The organism is Actinomycetospora succinea (assembly GCF_004363095.1).
In the GTDB taxonomy this organism is placed as follows: Bacteria; Actinomycetota; Actinomycetes; order Mycobacteriales; family Pseudonocardiaceae; genus Actinomycetospora; species Actinomycetospora succinea.
Genome location: NZ_SNYO01000007.1, coordinates 81,636 through 105,211, shown reverse-complemented (window position 1 = coordinate 105,211; position 23,576 = coordinate 81,636). Strand labels below are relative to the sequence as shown.

Annotated in this window: 26 protein-coding genes; 15 read left to right on the top strand and 11 right to left on the bottom strand. The window is 74.8% G+C overall.

What is annotated here, in order from left to right; all coding sequences use genetic code 11:
* Positions 1 to 126 precede the first annotated feature (126 nt).
* Together EV188_RS33035 and phoU are read left to right on the top strand one after the other, a co-directional pair.
* The gene (locus EV188_RS33035) at positions 127 to 2,466 is read left to right on the top strand and encodes an LCP family protein (RefSeq protein ID WP_133828463.1); all 2,340 of its coding nucleotides are present in this window, start codon (positions 127 to 129) and stop codon (positions 2,464 to 2,466) included.
* 116 nt (positions 2,467 to 2,582) lie between these two features.
* A complete protein-coding gene (phoU, locus tag EV188_RS22035) occupies positions 2,583 to 3,239 on the top strand; it encodes a phosphate signaling complex protein PhoU (protein ID WP_133828462.1) in 657 nt (218 codons plus the stop codon).
* Positions 3,240 to 3,391: 152 nt separating this feature from the next.
* Here the strand turns inward: phoU and pstB are convergent, their stop codons facing one another.
* The 6 genes from pstB to EV188_RS22005 all read right to left on the bottom strand — a co-directional run bounded on the left by pstB (position 3,392) and on the right by EV188_RS22005 (position 9,337).
* Entirely contained in the window at positions 3,392 to 4,168 is a 777-nt protein-coding gene (gene pstB, locus EV188_RS22030) for a phosphate ABC transporter ATP-binding protein PstB (protein ID WP_133828461.1), read from the bottom strand.
* A gap of 11 nt (positions 4,169 to 4,179) precedes the next feature.
* The gene (gene pstA, locus EV188_RS22025; RefSeq protein ID WP_133828460.1) at positions 4,180 to 5,094 is read right to left on the bottom strand and encodes a phosphate ABC transporter permease PstA; all 915 of its coding nucleotides are present in this window, start codon (positions 5,092 to 5,094) and stop codon (positions 4,180 to 4,182) included.
* Positions 5,094 to 6,059, bottom strand: coding sequence for a phosphate ABC transporter permease subunit PstC (gene pstC, locus EV188_RS22020; RefSeq protein ID WP_243741898.1), 966 nt, complete (start codon positions 6,057 to 6,059; stop codon positions 5,094 to 5,096). Before pstC ends, pstA begins: the two co-directional genes overlap by 1 nt.
* Before the next feature lie 148 nt (positions 6,060 to 6,207).
* Positions 6,208 to 7,317 carry a phosphate ABC transporter substrate-binding protein PstS gene (gene pstS / locus EV188_RS22015; RefSeq protein WP_133828458.1) on the bottom strand — a complete coding sequence of 370 codons (1,110 nt, stop codon included), beginning with the start codon at positions 7,315 to 7,317 and terminating at the stop codon, positions 6,208 to 6,210.
* Positions 7,318 to 7,504: 187 nt separating this feature from the next.
* Positions 7,505 to 8,428: a mycothiol synthase gene (mshD, locus tag EV188_RS22010; RefSeq protein ID WP_243741897.1), complete on the bottom strand. Its 924-nt coding sequence runs from the start codon at positions 8,426 to 8,428 to the stop codon at positions 7,505 to 7,507.
* Between the two features lie 39 nt (positions 8,429 to 8,467).
* On the bottom strand, positions 8,468 to 9,337 hold the full coding sequence (locus EV188_RS22005; protein WP_243741896.1) for a winged helix-turn-helix transcriptional regulator: 870 nt from the start codon (positions 9,335 to 9,337) through the stop codon (positions 8,468 to 8,470).
* A gap of 135 nt (positions 9,338 to 9,472) precedes the next feature.
* Here EV188_RS22005 and EV188_RS22000 point away from each other — a divergent pair, with 135 nt between their 5' ends.
* From EV188_RS22000 to EV188_RS21975, 7 genes are all read left to right on the top strand, one after another.
* Positions 9,473 to 9,991 (top strand): TlpA family protein disulfide reductase, encoded by a 519-nt coding sequence (locus EV188_RS22000; protein WP_208114336.1) that lies wholly within the window; start codon positions 9,473 to 9,475, stop codon positions 9,989 to 9,991.
* Positions 9,992 to 10,246: 255 nt separating this feature from the next.
* Positions 10,247 to 11,092, top strand: a complete 846-nt coding sequence (locus tag EV188_RS21995; protein WP_133828456.1) for a sulfurtransferase — start codon at positions 10,247 to 10,249, stop codon at positions 11,090 to 11,092.
* The gene (locus tag EV188_RS21990) at positions 11,092 to 11,391 is read left to right on the top strand and encodes a DUF1416 domain-containing protein (RefSeq protein ID WP_133828455.1); all 300 of its coding nucleotides are present in this window, start codon (positions 11,092 to 11,094) and stop codon (positions 11,389 to 11,391) included. The genes EV188_RS21995 and EV188_RS21990 overlap by 1 nt, the downstream gene beginning before the upstream one ends.
* 79 nt (positions 11,392 to 11,470) lie before the next feature.
* Positions 11,471 to 11,602, top strand: a complete 132-nt coding sequence (locus EV188_RS33030) for a hypothetical protein (RefSeq protein ID WP_279536762.1) — start codon at positions 11,471 to 11,473, stop codon at positions 11,600 to 11,602.
* The gene (locus EV188_RS21985) at positions 11,599 to 12,255 is read left to right on the top strand and encodes a heme-binding beta-barrel domain-containing protein (RefSeq protein ID WP_133828454.1); all 657 of its coding nucleotides are present in this window, start codon (positions 11,599 to 11,601) and stop codon (positions 12,253 to 12,255) included. Before EV188_RS33030 ends, EV188_RS21985 begins: the two co-directional genes overlap by 4 nt.
* A gap of 3 nt (positions 12,256 to 12,258) precedes the next feature.
* Positions 12,259 to 12,900: a 5-oxoprolinase subunit B family protein gene (locus tag EV188_RS21980; protein ID WP_133828453.1), complete on the top strand. Its 642-nt coding sequence runs from the start codon at positions 12,259 to 12,261 to the stop codon at positions 12,898 to 12,900.
* Positions 12,897 to 13,799: a 5-oxoprolinase subunit C family protein gene (locus EV188_RS21975; protein ID WP_133828452.1), complete on the top strand. Its 903-nt coding sequence runs from the start codon at positions 12,897 to 12,899 to the stop codon at positions 13,797 to 13,799. The genes EV188_RS21980 and EV188_RS21975 overlap by 4 nt, the downstream gene beginning before the upstream one ends.
* Here the strand turns inward: EV188_RS21975 and EV188_RS21970 are convergent.
* Both EV188_RS21970 and EV188_RS21965 read right to left on the bottom strand, forming a co-directional pair.
* Complete coding sequence (locus EV188_RS21970) at positions 13,688 to 14,707, bottom strand: hypothetical protein (RefSeq protein ID WP_133828451.1); 1,020 nt, start codon at positions 14,705 to 14,707, stop codon at positions 13,688 to 13,690. The two genes, EV188_RS21975 and EV188_RS21970, sit on opposite strands and share 112 nt — an antisense overlap.
* Before the next feature lie 67 nt (positions 14,708 to 14,774).
* Complete coding sequence (locus EV188_RS21965; RefSeq protein ID WP_133828450.1) at positions 14,775 to 15,692, bottom strand: hypothetical protein; 918 nt, start codon at positions 15,690 to 15,692, stop codon at positions 14,775 to 14,777.
* A 146-nt stretch (positions 15,693 to 15,838) separates the two neighbouring features.
* Between EV188_RS21965 and EV188_RS21960 the strand changes: the two genes are divergently transcribed.
* The 4 genes from EV188_RS21960 to EV188_RS21945 all read left to right on the top strand — a co-directional run bounded on the left by EV188_RS21960 (position 15,839) and on the right by EV188_RS21945 (position 19,114).
* Positions 15,839 to 16,282 (top strand): Fur family transcriptional regulator, encoded by a 444-nt coding sequence (locus tag EV188_RS21960; protein WP_243741895.1) that lies wholly within the window; start codon positions 15,839 to 15,841, stop codon positions 16,280 to 16,282.
* Positions 16,279 to 17,475 (top strand): CAF17-like 4Fe-4S cluster assembly/insertion protein YgfZ, encoded by a 1,197-nt coding sequence (gene ygfZ / locus EV188_RS21955; RefSeq protein WP_133828449.1) that lies wholly within the window; start codon positions 16,279 to 16,281, stop codon positions 17,473 to 17,475. The genes EV188_RS21960 and ygfZ overlap by 4 nt, the downstream gene beginning before the upstream one ends.
* Positions 17,472 to 18,437 carry a pyridoxal-phosphate dependent enzyme gene (locus tag EV188_RS21950; protein WP_133828448.1) on the top strand — a complete coding sequence of 322 codons (966 nt, stop codon included), beginning with the start codon at positions 17,472 to 17,474 and terminating at the stop codon, positions 18,435 to 18,437. The genes ygfZ and EV188_RS21950 overlap by 4 nt, the downstream gene beginning before the upstream one ends.
* A 104-nt stretch (positions 18,438 to 18,541) precedes the next feature.
* Complete coding sequence (locus tag EV188_RS21945; RefSeq protein WP_133828447.1) at positions 18,542 to 19,114, top strand: RsiG family protein; 573 nt, start codon at positions 18,542 to 18,544, stop codon at positions 19,112 to 19,114.
* Positions 19,115 to 19,120: 6 nt separating this feature from the next.
* Here the strand turns inward: EV188_RS21945 and EV188_RS21940 are convergent, their stop codons facing one another.
* Positions 19,121 to 20,026, bottom strand: a complete 906-nt coding sequence (locus EV188_RS21940; RefSeq protein ID WP_133828446.1) for a DUF8083 family protein — start codon at positions 20,024 to 20,026, stop codon at positions 19,121 to 19,123.
* 137 nt (positions 20,027 to 20,163) lie between these two features.
* Between EV188_RS21940 and EV188_RS21935 the strand changes: the two genes are divergently transcribed.
* Entirely contained in the window at positions 20,164 to 20,352 is a 189-nt protein-coding gene (locus tag EV188_RS21935; protein WP_133828445.1) for a DUF3073 domain-containing protein, read from the top strand.
* Positions 20,353 to 20,478: 126 nt separating this feature from the next.
* The gene (locus EV188_RS21930; RefSeq protein WP_133828444.1) at positions 20,479 to 20,697 is read left to right on the top strand and encodes a hypervirulence associated TUDOR domain-containing protein; all 219 of its coding nucleotides are present in this window, start codon (positions 20,479 to 20,481) and stop codon (positions 20,695 to 20,697) included.
* 69 nt (positions 20,698 to 20,766) lie between these two features.
* On the opposite strand, the gene purM is transcribed toward EV188_RS21930, so the two are convergent.
* Entirely contained in the window at positions 20,767 to 21,870 is a 1,104-nt protein-coding gene (gene purM, locus EV188_RS21925; RefSeq protein WP_133828443.1) for a phosphoribosylformylglycinamidine cyclo-ligase, read from the bottom strand.
* A 59-nt stretch (positions 21,871 to 21,929) separates the two neighbouring features.
* Positions 21,930 to 23,510, bottom strand: a complete 1,581-nt coding sequence (gene purF / locus EV188_RS21920; protein ID WP_243741923.1) for an amidophosphoribosyltransferase — start codon at positions 23,508 to 23,510, stop codon at positions 21,930 to 21,932.
* Positions 23,511 to 23,576 lie beyond the last annotated feature (66 nt).

Below are 23,576 nucleotides of genomic sequence, written 5' to 3'. Positions count from 1 at the left end.
CCGGGTGTCCGCGTGGCGTAGTGGACCCGCCGCCGAACCGACCGGTAGGCGCCGTAGTATCCCGCTGCTGACGTACCCCCGGGATCCGGTCGCACGGTCCGGGGTCATCCACCCACGAGGAGCCGCGTGACCGACGACCGCGCCGGTGACCCGGTCCGGGGCTCCCGCCCCGCGACGACCGGTGCCGACGCGGTCCGCACGTCCGCCCTCGCGGGGCCCGCCTCGGCTCCCTTCCGGATCCCCGTCGCGACCCCGGTCGCCGACCGCCGGCCGACGATGGTGCGCCTGACGCGCCGCAGCGGCCCGCGGTTCGGCCTGCGCCCGCCCGGCGCCGGCCTCGTCACCGCGCCGACGGCGACCGCCCCGGCGGGGTCGGGCCCGGGGACCCCGTCCTCGGGCATCCCGTCGCCCGCGGCGGCCCCCGCGCCGTCGACCCGCGGGCCCGTCGACGCCGTGACCCTGCCCGCGGGACGCGTGCCCGCGCGCGGGACCGGCCGCTACGTCGAGACGCCCGCCGCGCGACCGGAGCCCGCCGGCGACCAGCCCGCCCCGCCCGCCCCGCCTGCGCCGCGCATCCCGCCGCACCCGGACGGCGCGCCGCGGCCGCGCTCGGCCGCGCCCCCGGCGCCTCCCGGCATCGGCGGGCCCGCGGCGGCCGCTCGCCCACCCGTCCCGCCGCCGGCCGCGGGACCGCCGGCCGCCGGACCGCCGCCCGCCGCGAAGCCGCCTGCCGAGCCGGCCGTCGAGAAGCCCGTCCTCGAGGACCCGGCCCCTGACAAGTCGAAGAACGTCCTCGCCCTCGCGGTGACGTCGGTGCCCGCGGGCGCCGCGGAGCCCACGCCGTCGGCGCCCGCGCCCGACCCCCCGGCCGGCACGAACGGCTCGACGCCCGCCGAGGAGCGCCGCCGCCCCGCCGCCGAGGCGCGGGAGGGCGAGGCCGACTACGCCGCGACGTCCGCGGTGCTCGCGTCGGCGGGCGCCCGGCTCGCGACGTGGCGCCGCGGCTGGACCGGGCCGCGGGTGCTGCGGCTGATGACCGCGACGTGCGCGGTGCTCGTGGTCGTCGTGTGCGGGCTGGGGTGGGGCGCCGCGTCGTGGGTCGAGGCGGCAGTGCGCCAGATCGGCGCGCTCGACCCGAACTCGCCCGCCATCCAGGACGCCGCCGCGCAGGCCGGCGACCAGAACTTCCTCGTCGTCGGCTCGGACAGCCGCGCCGGGGCGCCGCCCTCGGAGGACGCCGGCGACACCGCCGACGTCCCGGGCGCCCGCACCGACACGATCATGATCGTGCACGTCCCCAAGGACCGCACGGGCGTCACGGTCGTCTCGTTCCCCCGCGACCTGGAGATCACCCGGCCCGCCTGCGAGCGCTGGGACCCGGTCTCCGGCGCCTACTCGCCCCAGATGCTCCCGCCGACGCCGCGGGTGAAGCTCAACTCGGCGTACGCGGCGGGCGGTCCGCGCTGCGTCACCCGCGCGGTCCAGGAGCTGTCGGGGCTCGCGATCAACCGCTTCCTCGGCGTCGACTTCCAGGGCTTCCAGGGCATGGTCGACTCGGTGCGCGGCGTGCCGATCTGCGTCGAGCGGCCGGTGCGCGACTCGGTGCTCGGCCCGATCATCGACCAGGCCGGGCCCACGGTGCTGACCGGCCAGCAGGCCCTCGACTACGTGCGCGCCCGCCACGTCGAGGGCGACCCCTCCAGCGACTACGGCCGCATCCAGCGCCAGCAGCGCTTCCTCGGCGCGCTGCTGCGCTCGGTGCTCTCGGCCGGCACGCTGCTCGACCCGGGCCGGCTCGACGGGCTCGTGGAGGCGGTGGCCCGCTCGACGTTCGGCGAGAACATCGGGTCGGACCAGCTGCTCACGCTGTCCCAGTCGCTGGGCAGCCTCGACCCGCACGCGGTCACCTTCGTCACCGTGCCCACGACGGGCATCGCCAACGACCGCGGCAACGAGGTCCTGCGTCCCCGCGAGGAGCGGGCGATGTTCAGCGCGATCATCGAGGGCCGCCCGCTGCCGGGGGCACCGGGCGCGCCGGCCGCACCCGCCGCGCCGGCCCCGGCGCCCGTCGACGTCCGCCTGGTCGACGGACGCTCACCCGCCGGCGAGGACAGCGGCGACGACGGCGACTCCGAGGAGTCCGAGGACAGCGGCCCGTCGGCGTCCTCGATCGCGGAGCGGCTGCGCTCCGCCGGCTTCGGGGTCGTCAGCGACGACAGCGGCGCCTCGGACGGGACGCGCGGGACGACGATCCGCTACTCGCCCGACCAGGCGGCCGCGGCGCAGGCGCTGGCCGCGGCGGTCCCGGGCGCGACGCTCGAGCCCACGGCGTCGGGCAGCGGCGCCCTGACCCTGACGCTCGGCGACGACTTCGACGGCCGCGTGCGCTCGGGCGGGGACCGCGACGGCGCGCCGTCGACGCCGGTCAACCCGATGATCACGGCCGCCGACGCCTCCTGCGCCTAGGCACTCGGCGGAGCGACGACGATCACCCCTCTGACGAGGGGTTTCCCCGATCTCGTTCATCCCTGGTTCACGCCGCGGTCGGATGCGCGTCCTGGGATCCGCGTAGGTTGCGGCGTATGCGCGCGGCCTACCACGAGAAGCTCGACGCCCTGTCCGGCGAGCTGGCCGAGATGTCCCTGCTGGCCGGCGAGGCCATGAAGAAGGCGACGAGCGCCCTCCTCGAGGGCGACCTCGACCTCGCCGAAGAGGTCATCTCGGCCGACAACAAGATCGATGCCCTGCGCAGCCAGGCCGAGGAGCAGGCGTTCGGGCTCCTCGCCCTGCAGGCGCCGGTCGCGGGCGACCTCCGGTCGGTCATCGCGGCCATCCACTCCGCGGGCGACCTCGAGCGGATGGGCGACCTCGCCCTCCACGTCGCCAAGGCGGCCCGGCGGCGGCACCCCGCCAAGGTGCTGCCCGAGGACGTCGCCCCCTACTTCGCCGAGATGGGCCGGGTCGCCCTCGACCTGGCCCAGGACGCCCGTCAGGTCATCCTGACCCGCGACGTCGAGCTCGCCTTCACCATGGAGTCCGACGACGACGCCATGGACGACCTGCACCGCCACCTGTTCACCCTGCTGCTGAGCAAGGACTGGCCCAGCGGCGTCGCCCCCGCCATCGACGTGACCCTGCTGGGCCGCTTCTACGAGCGGTTCGCCGACCACGCCGTTGCCGTGGCCCGCCGCGTCGTCTTCATGGTCACCGGCAAGATGCCCAACACCCCCGAGGCCTGAGCGCCCGACCGACCCCGGAACGACGAGAGCCCCTCCCGCACGGTGCGGGAGGGGCTCTGTTCTCGCGCCAAGCCGGTCACGACCCGTTGCGCTCCTTCGTCGCGCAACGTGTCGGCTGCGGCGGCGCGCTCCTGTCGGGGGACACCCGGCGACTAACCGAAGCGGCCGGAGATGTAGTCCTCGGTGGCCTGCTCGGTCGGGTTCGAGAAGATCTTCTCGGTGTCGTCGATCTCCACGAGCTTGCCGGGCTTGCCGGTGGCCTCGAGGTTGAAGAACGCCGTCTGGTCGCTCACCCGCGCGGCCTGCTGCATGTTGTGGGTGACGATGACGATCGTGTACTCCTTCTTGAGGTCCGCGATGAGGTCCTCGATCGCCAGCGTCGAGATGGGGTCGAGCGCCGAGCAGGGCTCGTCCATCAGCAGGACGTCGGGCGCCACCGCGATCGCGCGGGCGATGCACAGACGCTGCTGCTGACCACCGGAGAGGCCGCCGCCGGGCTTGTCCAGACGGCCCGACACCTCCTTCCAGAGGTTCGCGCCGCGCAGCGAGGCCTCGCAGACCTCGTCGAGCTTCTTCTTGTCCCGCACGCCCGAGAGCTTCAGGCCGGCCACGACGTTGTCGCGGATGGACATCGTCGGGAACGGGTTCGGGCGCTGGAACACCATGCCGATGGTCTTGCGCACGGCGACCGCGTCGGAGCTGCGGTTGTAGATGTCCTCGCCGTCGAGGAGCACCTCGCCCTCGACGCGGGCGCCGGGGATCTCCTCGTGCATGCGGTTGAGCGTGCGGAGCACGGTCGACTTGCCACAGCCCGACGGGCCGATGAAGGAGGTGACGCTGCGCGGGGCGACCGACAGGTTCACGCCCGCCACGGCGTGGAAGTCGCCGTAGTAGATGTCGACGTCTTTCAGGTCGAGACGCTTGGCCACGGGGTTTCCCTCTACTTCGAGATGGCGGAGAAGCGCGACACGACGCTCGCCCCGAGCTGCAGGATCATGATGATGAGGATCAGCGTGAGCGCCGCGCCCCAGATGCGGAACTGACCGGCGGGCTCCGGGTTCGACAGCTCCGAGAACATCAGCAGCGGCAGCGACGCCATGTTGCCGGAGAACGGGTCGAAGTTGATCGACTGCGAGTAGCCGACCAGGACCAGCACCGGCGCGGTCTCCCCCATGACGCGGGCGAGCGCCAGCATGACGCCGGTGACGGTGCCAGACAGCGCGGTCGGCAGCACGATCCGCAGGATCGTCTTCCACTTCGGGATGCCGAGCGCGTAGGACGCCTCGCGCAGCTCGTCGGGCACCAGCCGCAGCATCTCCTCGGTGTTGCGGATGACCACCGGGAGCATCAGCAGCACCAGGGCCAGCGACACCATGAAGGCGCTCTGGACGCCGCCCATGATCGAGATGAAGGCGGCGAACACGAACAGCGCGGCGACGATCGACGGGACGCCGGCGAGGATGTCGACCATGAAGCTGGTCGTCTTCGCCAGGCGCCCGCGGCCGTACTCGACGAGGTAGACCGCGGCGGCGATGCCGACCGGCACGGCGATGACCGCGGCCAGCAGCGCCTGGATGATCGTGCCGTAGATCGCGTGGTAGACGCCGCCGGCGTACGACTCCGGCAGGACCCCGTTGAGGGACCGGCCCCACCAGTCGGCGGAGATGATCGCGCCGATCCCGCGCCCGACCACCGTCACGAGGACCCAGACCAGGGGCACGAGGGCGATGAGGAACGCGAGGGTCACCAGCACGGTGGCGGCCTTGTCCTTGATCTTCCGGCCCGTGCTGAGGGCCTGGAACGTGGGCCCGTGGGCGGGCCGGTCCGGGGAGTCGAGCCCCGTCGCGGTGCTCATCAGCCGTTCACCTTCCCGCCGGCGACCACGCGGGCGATCGCGTTGACCACGAAGGTCAGGACGAACAGGACCAGGCCGGCGGCGATGTAGGCGCCGGTCGGCAGCGGCTGGCTGAACTCCGAGGCCGCCGAGGCGATCAGCGAGGCGAACGTGTAGCCGCCGTCGAAGAGGCTGAAGCCCGAGGGCGTGGTGGCCGCCCGGATGACGATGAGGACCGCGATGGTCTCACCGAGCGCGCGACCGAGGCCGAGCATCGAGCCGGCGATGTAGCCGCTGCGGCCGTAGGGCAGCACGGCCATCCGGATGACCTCCCAGCGCGTGGCACCGAGCGCCTGGGCGGCCTCGATGTGGAAGCGGGGGGTCTGGGAGAACACCTCGCGGGTGACCGCGGTGATGATCGGCAGGATCATCACCGCGAGCACGACGCCGCCCGTGAAGATCGTCCCCGTCAGCACCGGCAGGTTGCCCGGCGCGAACAGGAAGAACCACCCGAGGTTGGTCGACAGCCACGTGGCGATCGGGAGCAGCGCGGGCGCGAGGACCGCGATGCCCCAGAGGCCGTAGATGATCGACGGCACGGCGGCCAGCAGATCGATGATGTAGGCGAAGGGGCGCGAGACCCGCTTGGGCGTGTACTGGGTCAGGAAGAGCGCGATGCCCAGCGAGATCGGCATCGCGATCGCGAGCGCGAACAGCGACGACAGCAGCGTGACCACGAGCAGGTCACGGATGCCGAAGTTGAGGTTCGCCGCGTCGCGGGTGTCGAACACCGGCGACGTGAAGAAGTTGGCGTTGTTGGCCAGCAGCGAGGGCACCGCCTGCACGAGCAGGAAGAGCCCGATCGCGGCGACGGCCGCGACGACGAGGAGGCCGGACCCCGAGGTCAGCCCCCGGAAGATCCGCTCACCGCGTCCCTGGATGGGTGACCCGTGGGACCGTCCACGTGCAGGGTCGGGTTCGGTCACGGTGTCGATGGTGGACGACCCGGCCGCGGAGTTCTCGTCCTGAGAGCTCCGCGACGGGGCCTGCTCCGTGGTGCGTTCGGTCACAGCCGGGGTTCCGTCCGCCTCGTCGTCGCTGTCGATCGGTCTCGCCTGTCCTTCGGGGACGGCCTTACTGGATGGCGTTGACCGCGGTGGTCAGCCGCTGCTTGAACTGGTCGGGCAGCGGGACGTAGCCGGCCTCCGGCAGCGCCTGCTGCGCGTTCGGCGAGAGAGCGGTCTGCAGGAACGCCCGGACCGCGGAGGCGGTCTGGTCGTCCGCGTAGTTCGAGCAGACGATCTCGTAGGTGGCCAGCGCGATCGGGTACGCGCCCGGGGCGCTCGCCTGGTAGAGGCTGTTCAGGTCGAGCTTGAGGTCGTTGCCCTGGCCCGAGACCTGCACGTTGTTGATCGCCGCGCCCACCGACTCCGGCGAGAGGGCGACCGGGGCGCCGCCGCCGGCGTTGATGATCTGCGCCATCGCCAGGCCGCCGCGCTGGGCGAAGGAGGCCTCGACGTAGGTGATCGAGTTCGGGGTGTTCTTCGTGGCGTCCGCGACGCCCTGGCTGCCGCGGGCACCGGCGCCGACGCCGCCGTTGAACGTCTGGGCGGCCTCCTTGCCGTAGGCGCCGTTGGAGGCGGCGACCAGGTACTTCTGGAAGTTCTCGGTGGTGCCGGACTCGTCGGAGCGGAAGTTCACGACGATCGGGGCGGCCGGCAGCGCCTTGCCCGGGTTCAGCGCGGCGATGGCCGGGTCGTTCCAGGTGGTGATCTGCCCGTTGAAGATGCGGGCCGTGGTGGTGCCGTCGAGCACCAGGTCGGTGACGCCCGCGACGTTGTAGGCGACGGCGACCGGGCCGAACACCAGCGGCAGGTTCCACGCCGGGGAGGCGCAGCGCTGCTGGGCGCGGTTGGTCTCGTCGCCGTCCTTGAGCGCCGAGTCCGAGCCGGCGAAGTCGGTCTGACCGCCGAGGAACTCGTTGCGGCCCGCACCGGAGCCACTGGGGGTGTAGTTCAGCGTCTGCCCCTGGCAGGTCTGCTGGTACGTCGCCACGAAACGGGTCATGGCGTTGTTCTGGGCCGACGAGCCGCTCGAGCGCAGGTCCGGCTTGCCGCCGCACTGCACGCCCTCGACGGCGGTCACCCCGCCACCACCAGCGTTCTCGTCGCTGCCGCACGCGCCGAGCACGAGCGCCGATGCGGCGATCAGACCGACCGCCGCCACGCGCCGCTGATACCTCACAGAGGGTCCTCCGTGTCCGTTGTGCCCGTCTCGATCCGGGCAGGTCGCGGCGCGGGCTCGCACCACGACCGGCAGGCTAGGCAGGCGGGGTGGACACACGGAGCTAGCAAGGTGAACGCGAGATGAACTGCCCCGGTGGCGTACAACTGATCGAGTGATCAGCTGCGACGGCGGTCACATCTAGTGATCATCGCTGGTAGGAGACGTCGACCGCGTCACGTTCGAAGCCCAGCCGGCGGTATGTGGCGATCGCCGGGGCGTTGTCGCCCTCCACGTACAGGAGGGTGGTGCGCAGTCCGCGACCAGCCAGGTGATGGAGCCCCGCCAGGGTGAGCGCGCGCCCCAGACCGCGCCCCTGGGCGGACGGGTCGACACCGACGACGTAGACCTCGCCGAGCGGCTCGGGGACGGTCGGCGAGACCTCGTGGACCTTCGTGAAGTGGAAGCCGAGCAGGTCGCCGGTCACCGCGTCCCAGCCCAGCAGGACGCCCGCGGCCTCGAACCAGGACTCGGCCTCGATCTCCTCGACGTCGGCGCGCGTCCAGCCGCTCTGCTCCGGGTGCCACGAGAAGGCGCGGTTGTTGACGGCGACGACGGCGTCCTCGTCGCGCCCGACCCGCAGCGGCGCGATCGTCACGCCCTCGGGGACGACGAGCTCGGGCAGCGGCGGGGCCTCGTGGCCCGGCGCGGGGCGGCGCATCCGCCAGAGCTCGCGGGCGCGGCGGCGACCCACGCGCAGGGCCAGGTGCCCGGCGCCCGGGTGGTCGCCGTGGGCCCAGAAGCGGACGGCGGGCGACTCCTCGACGACGGCGTCGACGACCGCGGCCCCGACGCCGTGGCGGCGGCGCTCCGGCAGCACGGTCAGCTCGGCGACCGGGTCGTCGGCGTTCTCGGTGTCGAGCAGGGCGTACCCGACGAGCTCGTCACCCTCGTGCACCAGCAGGTGACGGGACCCGGCACGGCCGCCGTCGGCGCCGAGCGCGGCGATGTCCCGGCGCGCCGGCTCGGCGAAGGCGTCGACACCGTCGGCGCCCGCGGCGGCGCCGACCAGCGCCCGGACCTCCTCGGCGTCCTGCGGCGTCGCGGTCGACACCCACCGGCTCGTCAGCACGCCGGCGACCGTAGCGCGTCCCGGGATCATCGCCGCGGGTCAGACACCCCGGGCCCAGGAGGCCGACCGGACCGCCCGCGCGTCGTCCCACGAGCCGCCCGACCGCGGTACCGGCGTCGCCGGGAGCCGCGTGGCCGGGGGCGTCGACGGACCGGAGCCCCCTCGTCCGGGGGCGTCCTCCTCGTCCGACCCGACGGGGTCGTCGGTCTCGTCCCGGGTGCTCCGGCCGGTGCCGAGCACGCCGCGCACCGGGCGCACGAACTTGTACCCGACGTTGCGGACGGTGCCGATGAGCTGCTCGTGCTCGGGCCCCAGCTTCGCGCGCAGCCGCCGCACGTGGACGTCGACGGTGCGCGTGCCGCCGAAGAAGTCGTAGCCCCAGACCTCCTGCAGCAGCTGGGCGCGGGTGAACACCCGGCCCGCGTGCTGGGCGAGGTACTTGAGGAGCTCGAACTCCTTGTAGGTCAGGTCGAGCGGGCGCCCGCGCAGGCGCGCGGTGTAGGTGGACTCGTCGATGTTGAGCTCGCCCAGCACCAGCGCGCCCTCGACGGCGGCGCCGTCCGAGGCGCGGCGGGCCCGCAGCAGACGCAGGCGCGCGTCGACCTCGGCGGGCCCGGCACCGGGCAGCAGCACCTCGTCGATGCCCCACTCGAGGGAGACGGCGACGAGGCCGCCCTCGGTGAGCACGGCGATGACGGGGACGTCCAGGCCGGTGGAGCCCAGCAGGCGACAGAGGCTGCGGGCGGCGGCGAGGTCGTGGCGGGCGTCGACCAGCACGGCGTCGTGCGGACCGGCATCGAGCAGGGCCGCGACCTCGGGGGCCGCGGTCCGGAGTCCGTGGGGTAGCAGGGCCAGCGACGGCAACACTGACGTCGGCTCGGGGTCGGCGGTGAGCAGCAGCAGCTCCACGAGTCTCCCTCCGCGATCGTGGAGTGGACGATAGACCAGTTCACCGCGCCGTCACCTGCCCGCGCGGTCGACGTCACTCGGTCATCCCGCCGACGAGGACATCACCGTCTGCGGGCTACGCTGCACAGACACGGTGTGGCGACGGGGGGTCGGGTGTCGAGCTGGGTGCTCGTGGCCGTGGTCGCGGCCCTGGCGGCGGTCCTCGTCGCCGCGGTGGTGCTCGCCGTCGTGCGACGACGGCGCCGCCCCGACCCGGCCGCCGTGCCCCCGGTCGACGACGCCGGCCCCGAGGGCACGCGCCGCGACCTGCGCGCCGTCGCCCCGCACCCCGGCGGCGCCGTCAGCGGCGTGCTGCCGCGCGACCTCGCCGCCCCGCCCGGCGGTCTCGCCCTGCTGCAGCTCTCCTCGCAGTTCTGCGCCGACTGCCGCGCCTCGCGGGCCGTGCTCACCGACGTCGCCTCCGAGCACCCCGGGGTCACGGTCCGGGAGGTCGACGTCGCGATGCGCCCCGAGCTCGTGCGGCTGCTGGGCATCCGCCGCACCCCGACGACGCTCGTCGTGGACCCGTCCGGGGTCGAGCTCGCCCGCACCGTCGGGGTGCCGCGGCGGGCGGATCTGCTGGGCACGCTCGGGCCGATCCGCCGCACCGGTTGACCTGCGCGACATCACTCTCGGTCGACGCCCGAATCTTCGGTACCGTGGCGCCCGTGAACGGAGGGCTCACCCAGCGGCGCACGGTCGACCTGTGCCGCCTCGACTCCAGCCTCTGTCGCTGACCCCTCCCGGCCGACGTCGCGCCGGACCGTTCACCTGATCGCGTCAGCGCGCGTTTCCGCAGGTCCCGGTCGCGAGCGTCCCCGCAACGCACGAGTCCCGAGAACCCGAGAACGCATCCGAGGAGTACCGCACATGAGCCGCCAGGACGCCCTGGTCAGTGCCGACTGGGCCGAGCAGAACCTCGACGCCCAGAACACCGTCTTCGTCGAGGTCGACGAGGACACCACCGCGTACGACGGGGGGCACATCCCCGGCGCGGTGAAGCTCGACTGGAAGACCGAGCTGCAGGACCAGGTCCGCCGCGACTTCGTCGACAAGGCCGGCTTCGAGAAGCTGCTGTCCTCGAAGGGCATCGGCAACGACGACACCGTCATCCTCTACGGCGGCAACAACAACTGGTTCGCGGCCTACGCCTACTGGTACTTCAAGCTCTACGGCCACGACGCCGTGAAGCTGCTCGACGGCGGCCGCAAGAAGTGGGAGCTCGACGGGCGCAAGCTCGACACCGAGGTCCCGCAGCGCGCGCAGACCTCCTACACCGCGAAGGAGCAGGACACCTCGATCCGCGCCTTCCGCGACGAGGTCGTCAACGCGATCGGCACCAAGAACCTCGTCGACGTCCGCTCGCCCGACGAGTTCTCCGGCAAGCTCCTCGCCCCGGCGCACCTCCCCCAGGAGCAGGCCCAGCGCGGCGGCCACATCCCCTCGGCGCTCAACGTGCCGTGGTCGAAGGCCGCGAACGAGGACGGCACCTTCAAGTCGGACGACGAGCTGCGCAAGCTCTACGAGGACGAGGGCCTCGACTCGTCGCGCCCGACCATCGCCTACTGCCGCATCGGCGAGCGCAGCTCGCACTCGTGGTTCGCCCTGCACGAGCTGCTCGGCGAGACCGACGTGAAGAACTACGACGGCAGCTGGACCGAGTACGGCTCGCTCATCGGGGTCCCGGTCGAGCTCGGCGACGGGAAGTCCTCCTGATGTGCAGCGCCCCCGAGCAGACCGCTGAGCTGCCCGCCGGCACCGACCTCACCAAGGAGTCGGTGCTCGTCGGCAAGGTGACCTCCGGCGGCTCGCCCGTCGGCGGGGCCTACGTCCGGCTCCTCGACGGCACCGGCGAGTTCACCGCCGAGGTCGTCGCGTCCGCGACCGGCGACTACCGCTTCTACGCGGCCCCGGGCACCTGGACCGTCCGCGCGCTCTCGCGCTCGGGCAACGGCCAGACCGAGGTCGCCGTGGGCGGGCCGGGCCTGTTCACCAACGAGGTCCAGGTCGCGTAGGAACGCCACACCCACCGCCCGCTCGCCACGCCCACCCGGGTGCGGCGGGCGGGCGGTGGTCTGTCGTTAGGGTGTCGGGGTGGCGTGGTTCTACACCGTTGTGCTCGCCGCGTGCAGTGCCGGCATCCTCGGCGCCGGCGTCGCGCTGACGCGTCGACTCTTCCGCGACGAGCTCATCACCGGCTCCGAAGATGTCCAGGAGACGCGATGACCGAGCCTGCCGAGAACGCCGCCGACCTGCCCGAGGGCACCAGCGGCAACGAGGCGATCCGGGCCGCCGAGGAGCGCGCGCAGCACACGCGCGACGCGAACCTGCCGGCGTGGCCCGACCTGCCCGTCCAGAACGACACCGCCAACCTGCGGCTCGGCCCCGAGCTGAACGACGCGCTGCTGGGACTCCTGCCGCTCGTCGGGGTGTGGCGCGGCGAGGGCGAGGTCGTCTACCCGACGATCGACGGCCCGTTCCACTTCGGGCAGCAGATCACGGTCGCCCACGACGGCCGCCCCTTCCTGACCTGGGAGGCCCGCGCCTGGATCCTCGACGGTCCGGGCGGCGCCGTGGTGCGGCCCGCCGCGCGCGAGTCCGGCTTCTGGCGCGCCCAGGAGGACGGCACGATCGAGCTGCTGCTCACCCACCACACCGGGATCGTCGAGCTCTACTACGGCGAGAGCCGCACCCAGACCTCGTGGGAGCTGCAGACCGACGCGATCGCGCGGACGTCGACGGCCAAGGAGGTCGTCGGCGCGACCCGCCTCTACGGCATCGTCGACAACGGCGACCTCGCCTACGTCGAGGAGCGCGCCATGGAGGGCCAGCCGATGCAGCCGCACACCTCCGCGCGCCTGCAGCGCATCGTCGGCTGAGTCTTGGACGTCCTCCCGGCCGGGCCGGAGGCGCTGCTGGTCGAGCTCGGCGACCTCGACGAGGTCGCCGCGGTGGGCGCCGCGCTGCGCGACGCCCTCGACCGGGGTGATCTCCCCGGCGTCGTCGACGTGGTGCCGGCGGCGCGCACGGTGCTGGTCACCGCGCCGGGGGCGCGGGAGGCGTTGCGCGCGGTGCGGGCGCTGCTGGACGGGGTCGACCCGACCGTCGTCCCGGACCGGGGCGCGGCGGGCACCGTGGAGCTGCCGGTGGTCTACGACGGCGAGGACCTCGAGCTCGTCGCCCGGGACGCGGGCTGGTCGGCCGACGACGTGGTCGCCGCCCACACGGGCGCCGAGCTGACGGTGGCGTTCGGCGGCTTCGCCCCGGGCTTCGCCTACCTCGCCGGGCTACCCGAGGCGCTCCAGCAGCCCCGGCTCGACACCCCGCGCCCGCGCATCCCGTCCGGCTCGGTCGGCGTCGCCGGCGAGTTCGGCGGCGTGTACCCGCGCACCTCCCCCGGCGGATGGCGGCTCATCGGGCGGCTCGCGGACGACGCGCCGACCCTGTTCGACCCCGACCGCGACCCGCCGGCGCTGCTCGTCCCGGGAACGACGGTCCGCTTCCGGGACGCGGGGCGGCGATGACCCGCGAGCTCGTGGTCACCGAGATCGGCCCGCAGGCCCTCGTGGTCGACGGCGGCCGGCCCGGCTGGGCCCACATCGGCGTCCCGACCGCCGGGGCCCTCGACGGTCCCGCGCACGCGCTGGCCCAGCGCCTCGTCGGCAACCCGCCCGGTGCCGCGGGGCTCGAGGTCCTGCTGGGCGGTCTCGCGCTGCGCGCCGGCGAGGCCGTGACCGTGGCGCTCACCGGCCCGCCGGGAGGCCTGCGCGTGCGTCGCGGCGACGGGCGGGAGCGGGTGGCCGCGTCCCACCAGGCCGTGCACGTGGCCGCCGGCGACGTCGTGGTCGTGCCCGCGCCGGGCACCGGCCTGCGCGGCTACCTCGCGGTCGGCGGCGGGCTGGCCGTCGACGAGGTCCTCGGCAGCCGCAGCGCCGACACGCTCTCCGGGCTCGGGCCCGCGCCCCTCGAGGTCGGCACCCGCCTGCCCGTCGGTCCGCCGACCGCGATCCCGCCGATCGGCACGGGCGCGGTCGGCGTCTCCGCCGCCCCGGACGCCGTGCGGGTGCGCCTGCACCTCGGCCCGCGCGCCGACTGGGTCGACGACGCCGCCGGGCGCCTGCGCGCCGGGACGTGGACCGTGGCGCCGACCGGCGACCGGGTCGGCGTGCGCCTCGAGGGCCCCGCCCTCGAGCGGGCCGCGGCGCGGCGGGGCGAGGAGCTGCGCAGCGAGGGGCTCGTGGGCGGGTCGGTGCAGGTGCCGCCCGACGGGCAGCCGGTGGTGTTCCTCGCCGACCACCCGACGACCGGCGGCTATCCCGTCGTCGGCGTCGTCGACCCGGCCGAGCTCGCGGTGTTCGCCCAGCTCCGCCCGGGGTCGTCGGTGCGGTTCTCGCCGGTGGAGACGTCGCCGCCCGACGCCTGAGCGGGCAGCAGGCCGAGGCCCCGCGCGACGACCGTCGCGAGGTCGCGCTCGTCGACGCCCACAAGGCGGGCGACCTGGGCCGGGCTGAGGCCGGCGCGCAGGAGCGCCGTCACGTCGCCCTCGCCGGGCGCGGCGTCCTCGCCCCGGCCCGCGGCCTCGAGCGCGGCGACCGCGGCCCGGGGGTCGCGGAGCAGGACGCCGAGCAGCCGGTCCTTGGCGGACTCGGAGGTGGGTGTCTCCGCGGTGGTGTCGGGCTCGGTCGGCGTCGGCGGAGCGATCGGGGTGCCGGCGGGCGGCGTCGGGGGGCGCGCGGCCGGCGCCGTCGCGTACGGGCCCTCGGTGGTGTCGGTGCTGTCCGTGCTCTCCGCGGCGTCCTCGCCGGTGTCGGGCGCGTCCGTCTCCCCCGCCGCGTCGGCCGCGGCGTGCCGGGCGCGGGCCGGCGCGTGGTCGCCGGTGGCCGAGGCGCCCGCGGGGACGCTCGGGGCGTACGGCCGGAACAGCGACGCCGAGCGGTCCTCGGCCGGCTGCTCCTCCGGCTGGTCGCCCGTCGTCCCGTCCTTCGCGAGCTCGGCGGCCAGCCGGGCACGGATGGTGTCGACGTCGAGCGGCGCGGTGTCGGGCTCGGCGTACCGCGTCGCCGCGGCGGCCTCGGCGCGGCCGGAGACGTTGGACACGGCCGACCGTGTCGTCACGCGCACGCGCTCCTCGGGCAGCGGGGTCGGGCCGCTCCACGGGGCGTCCGGGTTCGGCCGGCTCGCCTCGAGCGCCGGTGGCGGCCACGCCGCGGCGGCCGCGGCCCGGCGCGCACGACGGCGCCGCGCCGCGGAGAGCACCAGCAGCAGGATCGCGATGACCACGAGGACGGCGGCCACGACGATCCAGGTGATCGGGGATTCCAGCACGCCCATGACCGACGACAGTACGCCGAGTGGAGTCGTCTCGCGGGCTCCGACGATCACGGACCGTCGGATCGTGTCACCCGTCTGCCGCACGCTCCGGAGCGGACGGGGTCACCTGGGTCGGTCCGGACGCCGATCGGGCGCCCTCGGTGACCTCGACCTCGGCATCGGTGTCGACCGGGGCGTCACCGGCGCCGTCGGCGGGCGCCGCGACGGCCGGGACCGCGTCCGCGGTGTCGGCGCTCGCGGCGGCGCGCTGCTCGGGTGTGGCCGCCACCGTCACCGTGTCGTCGGCCGAGGAGCCGACAGGGCTCCCGTCCGGCGGTGCGAGCGGAGCGGCGCCGTAGGGCGCCGGCGGGCGGGGACCCGGGGCGGGCGGTCCGGGCGGGCGGCCGGGACCGCGCCAGGGCCCCGCCGGGCCCGGGTGCCCGGGACGCGGCGGCCCCGGTGGCACCGCGGACGGGCGCACGGGCCCGGACACGATGTCGTCGAGGCGCCCGCGCAGCCGCACCAGCTCGTCGACGACGGCGTCGCGCTGCGCGCGCAGGTCCGCCAGGGCCGCGCGCGACTCGGCGTGCTCGGCCAGCAGCGACTCGGCGGCCTTGCTGCGGACGAGCTGGGCCTCCTGCTCGGCGGCCTGGAGGATGCCGCGCAGGCGGTCGTTGAAGGCGCCGACCATGTCGGGGTCGGTCATCCCCTGGTCGTCGGCGGGCGGCACGCGGCGCGCCTCCGGCATCGTGTCGGAGACGCGGCTCTCGAGCGCCGAGGCGTCGGTGGCACCGGGCCCGCTGCGCCGCCGCTCGCGCACCGCGAGCTGCGCCCGGAGCTGGGCGTTCATGCGGCGCAGACCGGCCACGTGCTCGTCGACCTGGCGGCGGTCGTACCCGCGCAGGACGACGTCGAAGTGGGGGCCGGGAGCGTCCTCCTCGACACCTGACAGATCCAGGTAGTGCTCGGCGTCGGGCGGTGTGCGTCCCTGCTCACCGGTCGTCATCGTCACCTGCCTGCAGCGGGGTCAGCTCCGCGGCCGTGGTGTCAGGCGCGGTCTCCTGATCGTAGGGACAGGGACCCCGCGACGCACGGAGCCGCACCCGCACCGTCTCCGGTCGCGGGGTGGTCAGGACGCCTACCATCGTGGAGGTGGACACCGAACTGCGGCAGACGCTCCACCGCCGTGGCCTGCGCATGACCCCGCAGCGCCAGCTGGTGCTGGACGCGGTCTCGGAGCTCGGGCACGCGACACCGGAGGCCGTCTGCACCCGCGTCCAGGCCACCGCGCCGGCCGTGAACATCACCACCGTCTACCGGACGCTCGACCTGCTCGAACAGCTCGGCGTCGTCAAGCACACCCACCTCGGGCACGGCGCGCCGACGTACGCGACGTCGGAGCACGAGCACGTCCACCTCGTCTGCCACCACTGCGGACGGGTCGACGAGATCGAGGCGGACGCGCTCGACGCGCTGGCCGGCGCGCTGCGGGAGTCGCACGGCTTCCGTCTCGACGCCACCCACGTCGCGCTGTCCGGCACGTGTCGCGACTGCGCCGACAGCGCCGACGCCGAGCTCGCGGAGGAGACCCCGTGACGACCCCGTCCTTCGACGAACCGGGCGCCGTCGCCCCGCAGCCCCGGGACGACGAGCCCGGAGACGACCTGCTCGACGCCGCCGTCCCCGCCCACTACGGCGACCCGTTCGGCGAGCAGCGCGCCATGACGCGCCGCGCCGGCGTCGTCGACCGCTCCCACCGCGGTGTCCTGCGCGTCACCGGCCCCGAGCGGCTGAGCTGGCTGCACCTGCTGCTGTCCCAGCAGGTCGCCGACCTGGCCGAGGGCGCGGGCACCGAGGCGCTCGTGCTCGACGCCCAGGGCCGCGTCGAGCACCACGCGGTCCTCGCCCACGTCGGCGACACCGTGTGGCTCGACGTCGAGCCGGGCCGCGCGGCCGGGCTCGCCGACTACCTCGACAGGATGCGCTTCTGGTCGCAGGTCGAGGTCGCCGACGCCTCCGATGAGTGGGCGGTGCTCTCCGTCGTCGGGCCGGCCGTCGACGAGGTGCTCACCGCCGCCGGCGTCGAGGCCCCGCACGGCGACCACGCCGCGGTCGCCCTCCCGGGCGGCGGAGACGGGGCGCAGCGGAGCTCGACCCCGGAAGCCGGAGTCGTGCGCCGCATGTCCTGGCCCGGACCCGACACCGAGGCGGCCGCCGACCTGATCGTGCCGCGCGCCGAGCTGGCGCCCTGGTGGTCGCGCCTGCGCGGCGCCGGCGCCCGTCCCGCCGGTCACGACGCGTTCGAGGCCCTGCGGGTCACGGCGCTCAAGCCCCGCCTCGGCCTCGACACCGACGAGCGCGCGATCCCCCACGAGATGGGCTGGATCGGCGCCGCCGTCCACCTGCACAAGGGCTGCTACCGCGGCCAGGAGACGGTGTCGCGCGTCGCCAACCTGGGACGCCCGCCGCGCCAGCTCGTGCTGCTGCACCTGCAGGCGGGCGACGACCCGCTGCCCCCGCCCGGCACCCCGGTGCTCACGGGCGAGGGCGGGCGCTCCGTGGGCCGCATCGGCACCGCGGTGCGCCACCACGAGCTCGGCACCGTGGCGCTCGCGCTGCTCAAGCGCTCCGCGGTGGCCTCCGCGCCGGGCGGCGACCCGCTGTGGGTGGCGGCCGAGTCCGAGGACAGCGACGTCGTGCCCGGCCCGGCGTCGGTCGACCCCGACTCGATCCCGCCCGACACGGGCGAGCCGCCGGGGCGCGCGGCGATGCGGCGCCTCAAGGGATGACCCTGCAGGGAATCCTGCTGGGCCCCTCCGACGTCGCCGCGGCCGCCGCGGTGCTCGACGGCGTCGCCGTGCGCACCCCGCTGACCGACCTGGCCCCCGGCTTCGCCGTGAAGCGCGAGGATCTGCAGCCGATCGGCGCGTTCAAGCTGCGCGGCGCCTTCCACGCCGCGAGCCGTCTGACGCCCGAGCAGCAGGCGGCCGGGCTCGTCACCCACTCCTCGGGCAACCACGGCCGCGCGCTCGCCTGGGTCGCCCGCCACCTCGGCGTGCCCTGCACGGTCGTGGCGCCCGACGACGCGGTGGCGGCCAAGGTCGCGGCGATGGCTGACCTCGGTGCGCGGCTGGTGCGCGTGCCCGCCGACGAGCGCGAGTCCGCGGCGGCGGCGGTCGTCGCCGAGACCGGCGGGACGCTGATCCCGCCCTACGACCACCCGCACGTCATCGCCGGTCAGGGCACGGTGGGCGCCGAGATCCTCGCCGACCGCCCGGACGTCGAGCAGGTCGTCGTGCCGATCGGGGGCGGCGGGCTGATCAGCGGCATCGCCGCGGCGCTGCGGGACTCCGGTGTGCGCGTGCTCGGCGCCGAGCCCGCGCTCGCCGGCGACGCCGCGGCCAGCAAGCGGGCGGGCGAGCGGGTCCGCTTCCCCCGCGAGCAGGTGGCCGCCACCGCCGCCGACGGCCTGCGCGCCACCGTGCTCGGCGAGCTCACCTGGCCGCACGTGCGCGACCTCGTCGCCGACGTGGTCACCGTCGACGAGGACGCGATCGCCGACGCGACCCGGCGGCTGCACGCCGCGGGCGTGCCGTGCGAGGCGAGCGGTGCGGTCGCCACCGCGGGCTGGCTCGCCCTCCCGACCGCCGAGCGCGCCCGGCGCACCGTCGCCGTCGTGAGCGGCGGCAACGTCGACGAGGACTGGCTCGCCGGGGTGCTGGCCGGGCCCGCGGCGCCGACGTTCGGGTGACACCCGCCCGACGGCCCGACCGGCGCGCGCGCGACACGCACCTCTCGACGCGCCGACCCGGGTGCGGGATGACACGCGCCACCTGCTCGCGCGACCATGAACACATGATCGAGTTCCGTCAGGGCGGTCGTCGGCGCCTCGACCGCGTGCTCGACCCCGCCTTCCTCGCCGACCTGTCGGTCTGCCCGCTGGACGACGTCCGCGCCAAGCGCGACGACGCCGCCCAGGAGGAGACCGACCTGTCCTACCTGCGGCGTCTCCTGCACGCGCGGATGGACATCGTGCGGTTCGAGCAGCGCAGGCGGGTCGCCACCGCGCGCGGCGAGGACGAGCCCACGCTGGTCGACGAGCTGCCGCGCATCCTCGCCGACAACGCGCTCGGCCCGTCGGCGGGCCGCGGGCGTCACCACACGGTCCAGCCCTCGCGCGCCGAGTCGCACCGCCGCCACGTCGAGGCGCTGCTCGCCGACACGGGCCTGTCGGACGTCGCGACGCTCACCGACGACGACCTCACCGCCGCCGCCACGGCCTACGCCGAGGAGGAGGGGTCGGTGTCGGAGCACCGCGGCCGCGTGCAGCAGGTCATGGACGCGTGCAACGACGAGATGGGCCGGCGCTACCGCGACGGCTCGGCGTCGGTGGACGACCTGCTGCGCCGGGAGCGCGAGGGCGCCTGACGGCACCTAGTTGGCGCGCTGGTGGGCCGCCCGGCCCGCCCAGAAGTCCCGCAGGCGCCGGTAGCTCGCCATCGCCTTCTCGGCGTCGCCCGCCTTGAGGGCCTCGAGGGCCTCGGCGACGTCCTCCGCGGACGTGTCGGCCGCGAGGGTCTGGTCGTCCATGAGCGTCACGAGCCCGCCGTAGTCGAGCTCCACGAGCGAGCCCGGGTCGAAGTGGCGCATCCAGCGGGCGGTGTCGCGCAGGACGTCGGACGGCCCGTCGTCGCCGAGGGTGTCGGCGAGCAGGTCCGCGGCGGCGTCGGCGCGGGAGAGCGCGTCGGCCACCGGCACGCGCCAGTAGCAGCGGCGGGCCGGGGCCTCGGCCGCGGTGACGGCGTCGTCGCTGGGCAGCACGAGGATGCGCTCCGCCGGCTCGACGAGCGCGAACCACGGCAGCGGGACCGTCCAGGTCGCCGACACGATGTGGGTGGCGGAGTCGCCGAGCTCGGCGACCACGGCCTCGGCGCGCGAGCGGACCACCGACTCCTCGGCGGTCAGCGCGGCCGTGCGCAGCACCGGGGTCTCGCTCGACAGGAAGCCGACGAGGGCCGCCGCCGCGCGCGGGCGGGTCTCCAGGGGGCAGACGAGGGTCTGCGGACCGATCGGCTCCTGGCCCGCGGCGCCGCCCGGGCCCTCGGCGAGCAGGACGTCGGCCGGGGCCTCGATGGCCGTCCCGTCGATCTTCTCGCCGGGCAGCAGACGGGGCGGGACCCCCAACTGTGCGCGAAGACACACCTCGCGATCGCGCCGCCCGGCGTCGACCACGGGGACGGCTCCGCGCGCCAGTCCGGCCCGTACCCGCTGGGCCAACGGTCCGCGCAGCGCACCCAGCGGTTCGTAGACACGCAGGTAGCAGACGAAGGGTGCGGGCACGGCCGCCGATCGTGCCATGTCACGTCGCGACCCCGATCGGACACACGGTATTGTCGTGGGCACGAGAGTTACCTCAGATTTCAGGGGGCCGCCGGAGACGCTCCGGCCGCCCCCGCCCTGTGCGAGGGGGTCCACCCATGGGACGCGGACGAGCCAAGGCCAAGCAGACGAAGGTGGCCCGAGAGCTCAAGTACAGCTCCCCGAACACGGACTTCGACAAGCTGCAGCAGGAACTGGGCAGCGGCGAGGACCCGTTCACGCGACGCTCCGACGACGACGAGCCCGTCGACGCACGCTGGGGTGAGTACAGCTACGACGAGCGGTGATTCCGCTCGCGGGCGCTGACACACGGTCCGCCCGTCCGGGTCGCGGCGTGCTTCGCCGCGCTCCGGTCGGGTAACCGCGCCCGTCCGCCGTTCACGACGAGCGGCCCGACGGGCGAGGAGAGACGTGTGACCAAGGCGTTCAGCAAGGGCGACGACGTGAAGTGGAACTGGGGCCCCGGCCAGGCCGAGGCCACCGTGAAGGAAGTCCACACCGAACGCGTCGAACGCACCATCGACGGCAAGAAGAAGACCCGCAACGGGTCGGACGACAACCCTGCCTACGTGCTGGAACAGTCCGACGGCCAGCGGGTCCTCAAGCTCCACTCGGAGCTCATGCCGGACTAGTCTGTCGACGCCAAGGAGATGCGCTGGTCAGCGCTGCTCAGCGACCTCCGGCGCGCTCCGGTGGTCACCTCAGAAGCGCGGGTGGTCGCCCCGGAGGATCGCGTGCCCCTTCTCGGCCGGGGCCTCGTCGGCCTCGGTGGTGGCGCGCACCTCGCCCAGCACCCACGACGGCACGTGCTTGGCGGTCAGCACCGCCATGGCGCGGTCGACGTCGTCGGGCGGCAGGACGGCGACCATGCCGACGCCCATGTTGAAGGTGCGCTCCATCTCGTCGCGGGTCACGCGCCCGCGTGCGGCGATGAGCTTGAAGACCGGCGCCGGCGTCCAGGTCGTGCGGTCCAGCTCGGCGGTGAGGCCGGCGGGCAGGACCCGCGCGAGGTTGGCGCACAGGCCGCCGCCGGTGACGTGCGCGAACGTGCGGACGTCGGTCTCGGCGGCGACGGCGAGGCAGTCGCGGGCGTAGATGCGGGTCGGCTCGAGGAGCTCGTCGCCGAGCGTGCGGCCGAACTCCTCGACGTGGCCGTCGAGCGACATCCGCCCGATCTCGAGCAGCACCTGGCGCGCGAGCGAGTAGCCGTTGGAGTGCAGGCCCGAGCTGCCCATGGCGACGACCGTGTCGCCCGGACGCACGCGGTCCGGCCCGAGCATGCCGTCGGCCTCGACGACGCCGACGCCGGTGGCCGAGATGTCGTAGTGGTGGGGCTCCATCACGCCGGGGTGCTCGGCGGTCTCGCCGCCGAGCAGCGCGCAGCCCGCGAGCCGGCAGCCCTCGGCGATCCCCGCGACGATCCTCTCGACCTTCTCCGGGACGAGCTTGCCGATCGCCAGGTAGTCCTGCAGGAACAGCGGCTCGGCGCCGCACACCACGAGGTCGTCGACGACCATCGCGACGAGGTCGCGGCCCACCGTGTCGTGCTTGTCGGCGGCCTGCGCGACGGCGAGCTTGGTGCCCACGCCGTCGGTCGACGCCGCCAGCACCGGCTCGCGGTACTTGCCGTTGCGCAGCGCGAAGAGCCCCGCGAACCCGCCGATGCCGCCGAGGACCTCGGAGCGGCTCGTCGACTTCGCGAGCGGCTTGAGCCGGTCGACGGCACGCTCACCCGCCTCGACGTCCACGCCGGCCGCGGCGTAGCTGGCCTGCGGGCCGTCGGGGTCCTCGGGGGCGTGGGTCATCGGTGGGGGTTCCTCGCGGGGCTGGGGCGGGGCGGCGGACGCGGGGTCCGCCGGCTCGGTCAGGGGCGGCTGAGCGCGTCCTCGGCACCGTAACCCGGCGTGCCCAGCATGTCGGGTCGACCTCCGCTGCGCTCCGTCTCCCGCGGCATCCCGGCCCCGTTCGTGGAGTGCCCGGTGTGCACGACCGGCCCACCGGTGCCGCCGTCGCCGCAGCTGGCGCCGGTGACGTCCTCGAGCAGGTGCTTGCCCACCATCGCGTCGGAGGGCAGCGGGATGGGGTACTCGCCGGAGAAGCAGGCGGTGCACAGGCGCGAGCGCGGCTGGTCGGTGGCCGCGACGAGGCCGTCCTGCGAGATGTAGCCGAGGCTGTCGGCGCCGACCGAGCGGCGCACGCCCTCGTCCTCGAGGCCGTTGGCGATGAGCTCGGCGCGCGAGGCGAAGTCGATGCCGTAGAAGCAGGGCCAGCGCACGGGCGGGCTCGCGATGCGCACGTGCACCTCGACGGCGCCGGCCTCGCGCAGCATGCGTACCAGCGAGCGCTGGGTGTTGCCACGGACGATCGAGTCGTCGACGACCACGAGGCGCTTGCCGCGGATGATCTCGCGGAGCGGGTTGAGCTTGAGGCGGATGCCCAGCTGGCGGATCGTCTGCGAGGGCTGGATGAACGTGCGCCCGACGTAGGCGTTCTTCACCAGGCCCTGGCCGTACGGGATGCCGGAGCGCTCGGCGTAGCCGATGGCCGCCGGCGTGCCCGACTCCGGGACGGGGATGACGAGGTCGGCCTCGGCCGGGTGCTCGTCGGCCAGGCGCCGCCCGATCTCGACGCGGGCGGAGTGCACCCCGCGCCCGGCGATCGAGGTGTCCGGCCGCGCGAGGTAGACGTACTCGAAGATGCAGCCCTTGGGCTCGGGGGCGGCGAAGCGCGAGCTGCGCAGGCCCTCGGCGTCGATGGCGATGAGCTCGCCGGGCTCGACCTCGCGGACGAACGAGGCGCCGACGATGTCGAGCGCCGCGGTCTCCGAGGCCGCGACCCAGCCGCGGTCGAGCCGGCCGAGCACCAGCGGGCGGACCCCGTGGCGGTCGCGGGCGGCGTAGAGCGTGGTCTCGTCGCAGAACACCAGGCTGAACGCGCCCTCGAGGTCGGGCAGCAGGCGCAGCGCCGCCTCCTCGACCCCCAGGTCGGCGGCGGAGTCGGCGAGCAGGCTGGTGACGACGTCCGAGTCGGTGGTCGCGCCGTCGAGGGCGGTGCGCGGCCGGCGGTTGCCCGCCCCGTTGCCGTGGCCGGGACCGACCGCGGCCAGCGCGTCGCGGCGCCGCGTCAGCTCGGCGGTGTTGACCAGGTTGCCGTTGTGCCCCAGCGCGAGGCCCGTGCCGGCCGCGGTGGTGCGGAACGTCGGCTGGGCGTTCTCCCAGGTGGGCGAGCCCGTCGTCGAGTAGCGGGTGTGGCCGACCGCGAGGTGGCCGCGCAGCGACGACAGCGACTGCTCGTCGAAGACCTGGCTGACCAGCCCGAGGTCCTTGAAGACCACGATCTGCCGGCCGTCGCTGACCGCCATGCCGGCGGCCTCCTGGCCGCGGTGCTGCAGCGCGAAGAGCCCGAAGTACGTGAGCTTCGAGACCTCCTCGCCGGGCGCCCACACGCCGAAGACGCCGCACTCCTCCTTGGGCCCGTCGTCGAACGCGGGCTGCTCAGGAGGGGCCGGAGG